Genomic DNA, 13,443 nt, shown 5'->3' with positions numbered 1-13,443 from the left:
GTGTATATTGCTTAATTCAATATACACTCCTTTCATATAAAGACTACTCTTCAAAGTTTGATGATAAGTTATGTAAAAGTGAATGCTTTAAATCCCATAAATCCTTAGACAGATCTACATAATACGTATGAGGATTTTCAAATCTTAAAACCTCAGGCCAAAGTTTTGATGTTTCTTTTTGAGAAAACTCTTTGATTTCTAATACAGATGGACTAGTATAAACAGCTTTACCATGATCAAATATCTTAACTAAAAGTTCTTTGACATAGTAATTTTTAACTTTCTTTCTTTTCCATGTGTATACTGGGTTAAATAATTCTAAAGGTTGGGACTCATCTACAATTTCAGAATTTAAAGCTAATAAATCAGCTATAGCCATATGCGATTTTTTATCAAAGACTCTGTAAATCTTTTTAAATCCTGGGTTAGTTATTTTTTCTTCATTTTCACTAATCTTTATTTTAGGTACTATGGTAGAGCCATTTTCTATAGCAGAAAGTTTGTATACACCACCGAATACTGGTTCCGATTTTGCAGTTATAAGTCTTTCACCAACTCCAAAGGAATCAACTTTAGCCCCTTGAGCAATTACGTCCGATATTATATATTCATCAAGAGAGTTAGAGATTACAATTTTACAATCTTCATATCCAGCTGCATCTAAAAGTTCTCTACAGCAATTTGTAAGATAAGTTATATCTCCACTATCTATTCTTATTCCTTTTGGTCTTATACCCATAGGCTTCAATATTTCATCAAATACTTTTATAGCATTTGGAATTCCTGATTTGAGTACGTTATAAGTATCTACCAAAAGCACGCAGTTATCAGGATATGTTTCTGCCCAACATTTAAAGGCATCATATTCATTATCAAAAAGCTGAACCCAACTATGAGCCATTGTACCCACTGCAGGAACATCAAACATTTCATCAGCTATAGTACATGCAGTAGAAGAACATCCTCCTATCATAGCAGCTCTCGCTCCATATATAGCACCGTCATAGCCCTGAGCACGTCTTGATCCAAATTCCATTACAGGTCTTCCTTGAGCAGCTCTGCAGATTCTATTAGCTTTTGTAGCTATGAGAGTCTGGTGGTTGACTGTAAGGAGTATCATAGTTTCAATGAACTGAGCTTGAATAACTGGACCCTTTACAACAACTAGGGGTTCGCTTGGAAAGACTGGATTCCCTTCTGGAATAGCCCAAACATCGCATACGAATTCAAAGTTTTTTAAGTAATCAAGGAATTCTTCTGAAAAAGTATTTTTACTTTTTAAATACTCTATATCATCTTCAGTAAACTTTAAATCAGATAAATATTCTATAAGCTGCTCTACGCCAGCCATTATGCAGTAACCGCCGCCATCAGGCACACGTCTAAAAAACATATCGAAATACGCTATTTTATTTGCAACTCCATTATCAAAATACCCGTTACCCATAGTAAGTTCATAAAAATCAACTAACATGGTAAGATTTCTTTCGTTTCTTACGTTGAATCTATTCATATCTCAAATCTCCTCTTAAATTAAGCATATTAAATTATATTTATTGTAATACTTAGTCAAAATTATTACAATATATTTTGTGCTATATATGTGGAGATATGGCTATAATCAAAGATAAAGGGTTTTAAAGAGAGGTTTTTTTATGCAATTAGACATGAGTCAAAAAGAAGCTATATTGACTTCAAATAAAAAGGTATTAGTAGTTGCAGCACCAGGTTCTGGGAAAACAACGGTTATTATAAACAGGGTTGCGCATCTTATTTATGATAAAAAAGTAAATCCACACAATATAATAGTTATAACTTTTACTAAAGCAGCAGCTCAGAATATGAAAGATAGATATAAAGCACAGTTTGGGGCAAATACTCCTTTTTTTGGAACTTTTCACGCATTGTGCTATAAGATACTTACAAGAATAATAGGGGAAATAAAGATAATAGAGTCTTCTATAAGCTATAGAATAGTGAAGAGTGTATTAGAGAAATATATAGATGATATAGGTGAGGAAAAGATAAAAGAAGCATTAAACAATATCTCTCTTTTTAAATGTAGTTTTAAATCCATAGATGAATTTGAAAGTTCTATAGATAAAGAAATTTTTAAAGAGTGTTATGAAGAGTACGAGAGGTACAAAGCTAAAGAGAGTCTTATAGATTTTGATGATATGCAGCTTATGGTAAAGGATTTTATGGATAAGACTCCTGGAATGGCAGAAAAATATAAAAGATTATTTAAATATATTTTGGTAGATGAATTTCAAGACTGCGATGATATACAGATATATCTTTTGAAGCTTTTTTCAGATAGAAATGAAAATAGTCTCTTTGTCGTGGGAGATGAGGATCAATGTATTTATAGCTTTAGAGGATCCAAGCCTCAATACATGGTGAACTTTTCAAAAGAATTTTTAGGAGGAGTAAAATATTATTTAGATTGCAATTATAGAAGTAAAAAAAATATTGTTGAAATTTCTAAAAGTCTTATTAAGAATAATAAATTAAGAAATCATAAAAATATAAATTATTTTAAAAAAGAAGATGGAATAATAAGATATATGACCCCTGTTAACGAAAATTTAGAGGGGGAGTATATAATAGATAATATAGTTGGAGAACATAATAAAAATGGAGTGAAGTATAGCTGTAATGCAGTCTTATACAGGACCAATCTTGAAAGTAGGAGCATAATAGATATATGTATCAGAAAAAAAGTGCCGTTTCTTTTACTAGATAAGGAATATAATTTTTTTAATCACTTTATTTGTCAAGATATAATAGCTTATTTGAATTTGTCATTAAATCCATATGACAGGACAAGTTTTTTAAGAGTAATAAATAAACCTTTTAGATATGTGAGCAAAAATACTTTAGATGGATTAAAAAAGTATGCTTACGAAGATAACTGCTTTAATATAATAAAAACAGTTCAGGACATGGCTCCGTTTCAACTAAAAGTTTTTGAAGGATTATCTAAAGAAATAGCTGCATTAAATAAGATGTCTCTTAAAAGTGCTGTTAGCTATGTATTAACTGATCTTGGGTATATGGATTATTTAAGAGAGTATAGTTTAAAATTTAAAATAGCATTAAGTGATTTAGAAGATATAGTTGAGGAGTTTAGAGCTTCTTTAGAAGGATATAATGCTATAGCTATGTTTTTAGGACATGTGATTGAGGTTAAGGAGGAGCTAAAAAAACATTCTAAGAATTCTAAAGAAGATGCTGTAATTCTTAGTACTATACATGGAGTAAAAGGAATGGAATTTAAAAATGTCTACATAATAAATTGCTCTGAAGAATATATACCTCATAAGAGAAGTGCAGAGGATGAGAATAACATAGAAGAGGAAAGACGATTATTTTATGTGGCTATAACAAGGGCTATAGAAGGACTTTATTTATTTTCACCTAAAAATATAAGAGGAAAGAGCATTAAACCATCATATTTTATTGATGAGTGTAGCATAAAAGAAGAAATAGGATATGGTGATTATAAAATAGGAAATGCTGTTACTCATAAAGCTTTTGGGCAAGGGATTATTAAGGAACTTAATGACAACACAATAGTGATAGATTTTGGGGGAATAACAAGGACTTTTAATTTTTCAATACTTGTAAACAGCAATCTTTTGGAGCTAAATTAAAAAATAGTTAAAAATATACAGGTTATAGTGATATACTATTTGAAAATATATCTCTAATATGATATACTAATGTTGTGTGCGAAGTTGTAAAGAAGGGGGAATTGATTTAAATTGATAGCCTTTAAAAAGATGTGGGAAGATGTAAATTATATTATGATGAATAATAAGGAGTTAGGAATAGATGTTGTAGACAACTGCAGTGGAGAATTTGCTATTAAGAATTCAGGGGAGTCTATAATATTTTTGACCAAAGAAGATTTTGTTGATGTATGGTGTCATATGCAGTATTACAATAAAGTTTTCAAAGGAGAAAACTTTAATATAAAAGAAGAGGTAGCTGACTGTATTTACAGTATAATAAGAGAGCTTCCTTATATAAAAGAAGAAGATAATGAATTAACTATTAATATGTAATCTAATGTTATTGAATAAGATAAAATAATGATATATAATTCTAATTAAAAGCTCATATTCCTAGAATATGAGCTTTTAAATTGCCTTACATAGTAAAAATATGAGGAGATGAATTATGAAGAATATAGATTTTTTAAAAGAGGCCAAATCTATAGAAAAGGAGATAATATCCATAAGAAGAGATCTACATGAGTATCCGGAGCTTGGCTTTGAAGAATATAGAACCAATGAAAAAATAAGAGAGTTTTTAGATAAAGAAAATATTCCTTATGAAGTAGTATCGAAGACAGGTGTATGTGCCTTAATAGAAGGTGGAAAACCTGGCAAGACCGTTGCTTTGAGGGGGGATATGGATGGACTTCCTCTTAATGATAGAAAGGAAGTTGAATATAAGTCAAAAATACAAGGAAAGATGCATGGATGTGGTCATGATGCCCATACATCTATATTACTAGGAGTAGCTAAGGTATTAAATTCTCACAAAGAAGATCTAAAAGGAAATGTTAAACTTTTATTTGAACCAGCAGAAGAGACTGTTGGAGGAGCAAGATTTATGATTGAAGAGGGAGTTCTTGAAAATCCTCATGTAGATGCATGTTTTGGACTTCATGTATCAGAGAGCATAAATGCAGGAAAAATAGGACTAAGATATGGAGTATTTAATGCTGCATCAAATCCTTTTAATATAAAAATAAAGGGAAAGGGAGGTCATGGAGCTCATCCAAATGACACTATTGACCCTATAGTGATAGCAAGTCAAGTCGTGGTAGCTCTTCAAACCATAGTTTCAAGAGAAGTATTACCTGCATCTCCAGCTGTAGTTACCATTGGTTCATTTAATGGAGGTACTGCTCAAAATATAATTCCAGAAGAAGTTACGCTAAAAGGAATAATACGAACTATGACATCAGAAGACAGAGAGATGGCAAAGAGAAGACTTGTAGAGATAACTGAAGGCATATGCACTGCAATGAGGGGAAAGGCAGAAATAGAAATAGAAGAAAGCTATCCATGTCTTTATAATGATGATTCTATACTGAATTATGTGAGAGAAAGTTCAGAAGAGATTTTGGGGAAGAATTCTATAGAGATGCTTCAATATCCAAGTATGGGAGTTGAAAGCTTTGCTTATTTTTCTAATGAAAGACCAAGTGCTTTTTATTTCTTAGGTGTTAGAAATAGCGACAAGGGTATAGTAAATCCAGCGCATGGATCATTATTTGATATAGATGAAAGTGCTCTAGCTTATGGTGTAGCACTTCAAGCTCTGAATGCATTTAATTATTTGACAAGAACTTAAAATAATATTATGCTAAAGAAATGTGAATAGCGAATAAATACTACAACTTAAACCTTAAATTAGGAGTGATTTTGTGAATATAACAATTGGTCAAAATGAAGCGGGACAGAGAATAGATAAATTTCTTAGAAAGTTACTTAAAGATATACCGTTAAGTGCTATATATAAGACTATAAGAAAAGGCAATGTAAAAGTAAATGGTAAAAAGTGCAAAGAGAAATACTTTTTGCAAGAGGGTGATGAAGTTGTAATACGTTATATAGAAACATCAACTCAAAAGAAAGAAACATTCCAAAAGGTAGACGCTAATTTTAAGGTTACCTTTGATGATGAAAATATTTTGATAGTAGAAAAATGGCCAGGAGTGTTAGTTCATTCTGATAAAAAGGGAGGAGACCCTACACTTACTGATTATGTTTTATCTTATTTAGAAGAAAAGGGAGACTATATTTCAGAAAAAGAACTTACATTTACACCAGCTCCATGTAATAGACTTGATAGAAATACATCAGGTGTAGTTATATTTGGAAAGAATTTTGAAAGCTTAAAGCTTTTAAATGAAATGATTAGAGAACGTACTGTAGAAAAGTACTATATGTGTCTTGTGAAAGGTAAAATAAAATCAGGTTTATATAAGGGATATATATGTAAAGATGAAAAGAGCAATATTTCAAGGGTTTATGATAAACCAAAGATAGGTAGTAAAGAAATAGAAATGGAAGTTAATCTTATTGAAACTAACGGATTATTCTCATTGTTAGAAATAAGACTTATAACTGGAAGAAGCCATCAGATAAGAGCTCACTTATCTTCTATGGGAAATCCTATAGTAGGGGATACAAAGTATGGAGATAAAAAACTAAATAGCTTCTTCTTTAATAAATTTGGACTGGATTACCAGTATCTATATGCGTATAAATTAGTATTTAAAGATTGCAAAGGAAGATTGGATTATATGACAAACAAAACCATAGCAGAATCCCTTCCACCTATGTTTAAGAAAATAAAGAAAGATGTCTTTAAATTTTAAAATAAGAAGGAGATAGTTATGAAGGAGCAGTCTACTACCAAGGGATTTGCTGTGCTATCCTTAGCGGGAATAATAGTAAAGATTATATCTTTAGCTTATGTGCCATTTCTTATTAAAGCTATAGGTAAAGAAGGCTACGGCGTATACGCCGCAGCCTATGAAATTTTTACACTTATGTATGTTGTAACTAATTCTGGCATGCAGACCGCCATAAGCAAACAGGTTTCTGAGTTGATAGCTTTAGATAATCCAAAAGATGCACTTAAAACTTTTAAACTCGCCAGATCCATATTGCTTTTAACAGGATTTGCAGTGGCGATGATAATGATAATATTTGCAAAACCATTTGCAGTAATGACTGACAATAATGATGCTGTTATAGCTATAATGAGTCTTGCACCAGCCATAATGATAACATCGGTATTAGCAGCTTATAAGGGGTATTTTCAAGGAAGAAGTATAATGACTCCAACAGCAATTTCACAGATAATAGAACAGCTATTAAATGTGCCAGTGAGTTTATTATTTGCATACGTTTTATATAAACAAGGAGTAGAGTACGGAGCAGCAGGAGGAACAATAGGAACCACTATTGGAGCATTAGCAGCATGTATTTTCCTAATATATGTATACAAAAAGAATAGAATAAAGATTCATAGAAGCAATAATAAAGAATCAGAAGTAAAGGTTGTAAGACATAGCAATAAAGAACTTGTAAAAAGATTATTCAAATATGGAATTCCTATAACTTTAAGCTCAGGACTTCAGTATTTTGGATCAGTCATAGATATGGCTGTGGTAAAAAATCGTCTTAAAGTAGCTGGATTTCTTTTAGATTCAGAAAGAAATATAAAATTTGCAAGTTTAAGCCAATATAGAACGCTTATAAATGTTCCGCTTACTATAATAGCAGCTTTAAGCTCAGCAGTTATTCCTGCTATTTCAAGAGCTGTAGTTTTAAAAGATAAGAAAGAAATGAAAGAAAAGATAACTTTTGCATTCAAAACCAGTTATATGGTTTCAATACCATGTGCAGTAGGCCTTGCGGTTCTAAGCAAAAGTATATATGATTTCATCTACATAGGAGATTCTTCAGGATATGAACTTATGATGTACGGCTCTATAGCTATAGTATTTATGTCAATAGTTCAAATCCAAACGGTAATTCTTCAATGCGTAAACAAGCTTTACGCAGTATTGCTATCTTTAGCAATAGGAATAGGAGCAAAGCTTTTATCAAATTATTTCTTGATAGCAATGCCTTCTGTAAACATAAATGGAGCAATCATAGGAACAATTTTAAGTTATTTAATTCCTATGATTATAAATCATAGGATAATGCAGAACTCATTAAAAATAAGAATTGGAATAATAAGTACTGCTATAAAACCATTTATATCTGCAGCGCTTATGGGTGTTGTGGTGTATATTTGCAACGCAAATCTTTCATGGATTTTCTCGATTATGGGAAATGGATACCTTATGAGAGCTATACCTACCCTAACATCAGTATTCATAGGTGTGGTTGTTTATACTTATGGATTAGTGCTTACTGGAGGAATAACTAGAAAGGATTTAAATTCTTTTTCACCTAGAATTGTAAAGATTATGCCAAAAGGATTAAAAAGGAGATTAAGATAGGGAATAAAAAACACCACTTTCTATTGATGTGATTCCCATAAGTTAGATTTTTAAGTCTAACTTTTGGGGTCGGTACATTCATAAGAGTGGTGTTTTTTTATATTATATTTTAATATTTTTTTGTCTTTAAATTTACCATTGCAAGTGGTGTAAAGGCAAAACCTAAAATTATGAAAAATGGTTTTGGAACTGATGGAAACAATGAAATACATATTCTTAGTGTAAAAAAGCATAATATCCCAAGCAATATTACATATATAAAATTCATTATGCTTATATTTAAAGTTATATTTTTATTTATTTCTTTAAGGTTTAAAATAAGCATCAATATAGCAGAAGCTAATATTGCAATTCCAAAAGCATATACATTTATCTGAGGTATCCCTGCTAATACATATAAAAATACAAGTTCTAAACAAGAAGACATTATGGAGTTTTTCAATACCAAATTTTGTTTGCCAAGTCCATTTAAAATTCCAACTGAGGCATTAGCCACAAATGAGATTGGTGGACATAATGCTGCAAAAGCAATAAACTGTCCTAGGTCTCTTCTCTTAAAAAACATATATCCTAAATCTTCAGGCATATTCCAAGCTACTGCTAGGGTACATAAGCCAAGTATCATAGCAATTTTTAAAACTTCTTTTATTCTATTAGAGGCTAAAAAATAATCCTTTTTATTCATAAGCTTAGAAAGGTTTGGAATAAGGAGGGTTATAAGTGATCCTACCACAAGCATAGGAAATACAACAATATTCATGGACATTCCAGAAAATTTTCCTATGGCATTTAAAGCAGCAGAATATTCTAAACCGGCGGCAACGAGTCTTCGTGGAAGTATTAAAGTTGCTAAAGTGTCTAATACTGTAGTGGATAAACCATTAAGACACAAGGGAAACGATATTATAAGAACATTAAAGGCAAGCTGAACTCTACCTTCTTTGTAAATACAGCCTCCTTTTAAAGGACGTACATACTTTTTGTAGTAAATGTATAAAAAAATAAGACTAACAAATTCGCCTATAACTAATGTTATGTAAGCTAAAGCTACTGAGTTTTCTAATGATTTTACACCGAAGTGAAAAAGGAGTGCTAAAATAACAAAAACTCTTAATGCTTTTTCTCCAATATCTATTATAGCAGGTACTAGAATTTGTGATGTACCATAAAAGAAACCTTTTATTATATTGGATAGACATATGAAAATCATAGCAGGTGTTATGATTCTTAGTGCCAAAATTGTTCTGCTATCTTTTATTAGGTAGTTAGCTATTTGAGGAGCAAATATAAATACTAAAACAGCTACAATTAAAGCCCATATTATATTGAAGGAAAAAGTTGTTCTTATAGTTTTTCTCAAATTATAGTAATCGTGAGTATCATAATAAACAGCAGATAATTTTGAAATAGCTGTTATTACACCTCCACACATGAGACATATAAAAAGATTATATAAGGGCATAACAAGTCCATATAATGCCATACCTTCAGCGCCAAGAAGACGTGAAAGTATTATGGAAAATATAAAGCCTAATATACCTGTTGTGAGGTTTGAAAGAATCAAAAAAAATGAATTCTTATAAAAGTTATCACTCATTAAATCCTCCTTGAAAGTAATACAATAATTAATATTCTTTATATCTAAAGAATATTACAAATAGATTTTTTGCTGCCTTTAGAACATTAAGTAATTATTTTAGAATTATAAAAATATATATAATTAATGTAATAATTGGTGTAAAGGGGTTTACGGTGAAAAAGATATTTTCTAAGATTATAGCGGGTGTCATCATAGTTGGAATGGTATTAGTACTTGGAAAGGCGTATACATCTCCAACAATGAACATAAAAAATAAAGATATGGAATGGAACATAATTTATAAAGGGCTTAAAGATAGTAGGGATTTTACAATTGATGATGAGGATAATACTTTTATAGCTTTTAGAAATAAAATACAAATGATAGATTCTTTAGGACAGAGTAGAATAATATATGAAAACAAAGATTTAGATATATATGATATAGAATATTTTAAAGGTAATATATATATATCTACAGACAATAGAATATTATCATTAAACATTAAAAGTGGAGATATAAAGGAGATACTGAAAGATATACCTAATAAAGGTGATTATAAAAAAATTTCTTTAATTGCATCTGGCAATAAGCTTTATGCATCAATAGGAGCAGCTACTAATTCAGGTGTTGTAGGTGAGGATAATGATTGGATAAAAGATGACCCATATTTCCATGATACAACACCTATAGATATAGTGGTCAGAGGAAAAAATTTTAATAATGGTAACACAGGCGCATATTCATCGTATAATACTAAGGTTAAAGAAGACGACGTTATAAAAGCTTCTATGCCAGCTAATGCTTCATTGATAAGTTATGATTTTTCTACTGAGAAATGGAACCTTTACTGCTATGGAGTAAGAAATATTGATAGCATGGATTATAATTCTAATGGAGAAATATATGGAACAGTAGGTGGAATTGAACCTAGAGGGGTAAGAGGAATAGAAGGAGATAGTGATTATATATATGAGTTTAAAAGTGGAAAGTGGTATGGATGGCCTGATTATAGTGGAGGAGATCCTATAATATCACCAAGGTTTATAAGCAGTACAAATGAAGCTATGGAATATATAATAAAAAAACATCCTACAAAAAATCCAGAGGTGCCATACTATCAACATAGTTCTTTGACTGCGTTAGGAACCATGGCTGTAGATAGAAATGGAATTCTTGGGGAAAAGGACAGTATTTATTTTTATGATAGACAGGATAAAGTTATATATACTTTAGAAAAGAAAGGTACAGCAAAAGAGAAGATAAAGCTTAGTAATGGAGATATAAATGCATTGAAATTTACTGAGGAATCATTAAGAGTTTTAGATGGAGAAACTGGAGTTTTATATGATATAACAAAGGCCAAAAGCAGTATTATAAATCCTATGAATAATTCAACATTGTATGGGAGTATTATTATAATAGTATCTATGATTGTAGCTTTTGCTTGGAAAATAAGGAGAAGAAGATAGAATCAATAGGATAATTCTGGAAGGAATTATCCTGTTTTTATTGAATTAATTAGTAGGGGTGATAGTATGAAAGAATATATAATAGATTTAAGAAACATAAGTTTAAAAGGAAATGTCCTAGATGTTTCAAATAATAATTATGATATAGTATACAGTTTGTTTAAAGAAACTTTTCAAGAGGTATCCGTGGACTATGTTGAGGAAAAGAGTGAACTTGTAGAGGAGGAGTTTTACCATAATGTCATAATGTTTTTTTATCTAGGCAGATTATGGACGAATGGAGACAGAGGTAATATAATCAGAGGTATATTAAAAAATATTAAACCTGAAGGAGAACTGCTTTTATGGGATATAGATAAAAAATATGGAGAAACTTTTAATGGAAAGATAATCACCCTTTTACCAAATGATAAGAAAAAGGAAATTATAGTTAAAGATTATAATCCACTTAAAGAAATCAGAAAGGAAACCGTAGAGAGGCTGATAACTCCATATTTTGATATAGAAGAGCAGAAGTCCTGGGGGGATATATATTATATACGAGCAAAGAAGAAGGGAATTGATTTACATGAAGACATTACTAGTAGGAATAAATTCAAAGTTCATACACAGCAACTTGGCGGTAAGATACTTAAAGGCATACACAAAGAAGCTGAATTACGAATCAGAAATTTTAGAAGTTACAATAAATGATTCCATAGAAAATATAGTTAGAGCTATAATACTAAAAAAGCCTAATATAGTAGGCTTTTCTACATATATATGGAATTTAGAATATGTTGAGAAAATATCTAGAATAATAAAAGAAATAGATAGTAACATAGAGATTTTTTATGGAGGTCCTGAAGTTAGTTATGATAGTTTAAGTTTTCTAAGTAATAGCGCTGGAGATTATGTAATTGAAGGGGAAGGCGAAGAAACATTTTATGAATTTATGAAAAATAAAATAAACGGAGATTCTTTAAATAGTATAAAAGGACTTTATATAAAAAATCAAGATGGAAGTATAAATTATGCAGGTCAAAGGGCTCTTATAGACATGAATTCTATAGTATTTCCATATAATGATAAAGACGACCTAAAAAATAAAATAGTATACTATGAAGCATCAAGAGGATGCCCATTTAGATGCAAGTACTGCCTTTCATCAACAACTCATGGAGTTAGATTTTTGCCCGTTGAAAGAGTGAAAAGAGAACTCAAATTTCTTATAGACCAAGATGTTAAACTAATAAAGTTTGTAGATAGAACTTTCAACTGTAATTCAAAATTTGCCATGGAGATTTGGAGATTTTTAATAGAAGAAGGAAGCAATACATGTTTTCACTTTGAAATATCTGCAGATATATTAAAGCATGAAGAGATAGAACTTTTAGCAAAAGCTAAAAATGGTCAGTTTCAATTTGAAGTTGGAGTGCAAACTACAAACAATGAAGTATTAAAAAATATAAATAGATTTGTGAATTTTGATGACATAAAAGAGAAGGTAATTGAACTTGAATCTATAAAAAATATAAAGCAGCATTTAGATCTTATAGCAGGTCTTCCGGGAGAAGATTTAAACTCTTTCAAAAAATCCTTTGATGATGTATATTCTATAAAGCCTGAAGAGATACAGCTTGGATTCTTAAAACTTTTAAAAGGATCTTCTATGAGAGAAGAAGCTGAAAAATGGGGTATGAAATTTTCTCCGTATCCACCATATGAAATTTTAAGAACAAATGATATAAGCTATGAAGAAATACTTATTTTGAAGAATACTGAAAAGGTAGTTGATAAATACTACAATTCAAGAAAGTTTACTAATATAATAAATTTTCTTATCAAAAAGTGGGATAGTCCTTTTAGATTTTTTTATGAACTAGGACAGTACTTTTATGATAAAGGATATTTTAATATAAACATTTCGAATAATGAATACTATAAAGTATTTTTAGATTTTAATATGGAAATGCTAAGAGAGGATGAAGAACCTTTAAAATCTATAGTTCGTTATGATTATTTAAGTTTTAATAAAAAACGAGGCATACCAGATTTCTTGAAAAGTGATATTACAAAAACCGAAGAGAGAGTGATAAAAGAAAATATAAAAAATGATATAGGCACTTGGGATAATTCGTGGACTATAGACAAATTTGTGATTGACATGGAAGAGTTTGAAAAAAACAAAAAAGTGATTATTAAGAATATTTACACAATTTTTAAAGGAATTGATCGAATCTTTGTAGAATACTAGGAGAGGGTAAAGTTGTTCAAAAAATATTAATTAAATTCTTATTGAACTTAGATTCAAAACGATATATAATATGAATAACTCGTATTCAATACCATATTAAGTATTAATTAATATT

Annotated in this window: 10 protein-coding genes; 8 read left to right on the top strand and 2 right to left on the bottom strand. The window is 30.2% G+C overall.

The genetic code is table 11. From position 1 onward, the window contains the following. Positions 1-43: 43 nt before the first annotated feature. The gene (locus KQH81_RS11790; RefSeq protein WP_027639152.1) at positions 44-1,513 is read right to left on the bottom strand and encodes a nicotinate phosphoribosyltransferase; all 1,470 of its coding nucleotides are present in this window, start codon (positions 1,511-1,513) and stop codon (positions 44-46) included. Positions 1,514-1,655: 142 nt separating this feature from the next. Here KQH81_RS11790 and KQH81_RS11785 point away from each other — a divergent pair, with 142 nt between their 5' ends. The 5 genes from KQH81_RS11785 to KQH81_RS11765 all read left to right on the top strand — a co-directional run bounded on the left by KQH81_RS11785 (position 1,656) and on the right by KQH81_RS11765 (position 8,041). Continuing rightward, entirely contained in the window at positions 1,656-3,656 is a 2,001-nt protein-coding gene (locus KQH81_RS11785; protein WP_027639151.1) for an ATP-dependent helicase, read from the top strand. Between the two features lie 111 nt (positions 3,657-3,767). Next, positions 3,768-4,070: a hypothetical protein gene (locus KQH81_RS11780; protein ID WP_027639150.1), complete on the top strand. Its 303-nt coding sequence runs from the start codon at positions 3,768-3,770 to the stop codon at positions 4,068-4,070. Positions 4,071-4,185: 115 nt separating this feature from the next. Then, on the top strand, positions 4,186-5,370 hold the full coding sequence (locus KQH81_RS11775; protein WP_230028325.1) for a M20 metallopeptidase family protein: 1,185 nt from the start codon (positions 4,186-4,188) through the stop codon (positions 5,368-5,370). 73 nt (positions 5,371-5,443) lie between these two features. Continuing rightward, positions 5,444-6,400, top strand: coding sequence for an RluA family pseudouridine synthase (locus KQH81_RS11770; protein WP_027639148.1), 957 nt, complete (start codon positions 5,444-5,446; stop codon positions 6,398-6,400). Positions 6,401-6,418: 18 nt separating this feature from the next. Next, a complete protein-coding gene (locus tag KQH81_RS11765; RefSeq protein WP_027639147.1) occupies positions 6,419-8,041 on the top strand; it encodes a putative polysaccharide biosynthesis protein in 1,623 nt (540 codons plus the stop codon). Positions 8,042-8,150: 109 nt separating this feature from the next. On the opposite strand, the gene spoVB is transcribed toward KQH81_RS11765, so the two are convergent. Further along, positions 8,151-9,638, bottom strand: coding sequence for a stage V sporulation protein B (gene spoVB, locus KQH81_RS11760; RefSeq protein WP_035770859.1), 1,488 nt, complete (start codon positions 9,636-9,638; stop codon positions 8,151-8,153). 155 nt (positions 9,639-9,793) lie between these two features. Here spoVB and KQH81_RS11755 point away from each other — a divergent pair, with 155 nt between their 5' ends. The 3 genes from KQH81_RS11755 (at position 9,794) to KQH81_RS11745 (ending at position 13,328) form a co-directional block, all read left to right on the top strand. Next, a complete protein-coding gene (locus KQH81_RS11755) occupies positions 9,794-11,092 on the top strand; it encodes a hypothetical protein (protein WP_027639146.1) in 1,299 nt (432 codons plus the stop codon). Between the two features lie 66 nt (positions 11,093-11,158). Then, on the top strand, positions 11,159-11,785 hold the full coding sequence (locus tag KQH81_RS11750; protein ID WP_230028324.1) for a hypothetical protein: 627 nt from the start codon (positions 11,159-11,161) through the stop codon (positions 11,783-11,785). Continuing rightward, positions 11,709-13,328 (top strand): B12-binding domain-containing radical SAM protein, encoded by a 1,620-nt coding sequence (locus tag KQH81_RS11745; RefSeq protein ID WP_230029279.1) that lies wholly within the window; start codon positions 11,709-11,711, stop codon positions 13,326-13,328. Before KQH81_RS11750 ends, KQH81_RS11745 begins: the two co-directional genes overlap by 77 nt. Positions 13,329-13,443 lie beyond the last annotated feature (115 nt).

The sequence above is a fragment of the Clostridium cadaveris genome, assembly GCF_020911725.1.
GTDB classification, from domain to species: domain Bacteria; phylum Bacillota; class Clostridia; order Clostridiales; family Clostridiaceae; genus Clostridium_X; species Clostridium_X cadaveris.
Note: the sequence above shows the minus strand (reverse complement) of the source record. Positions and strands in the feature narration are given on the sequence as shown.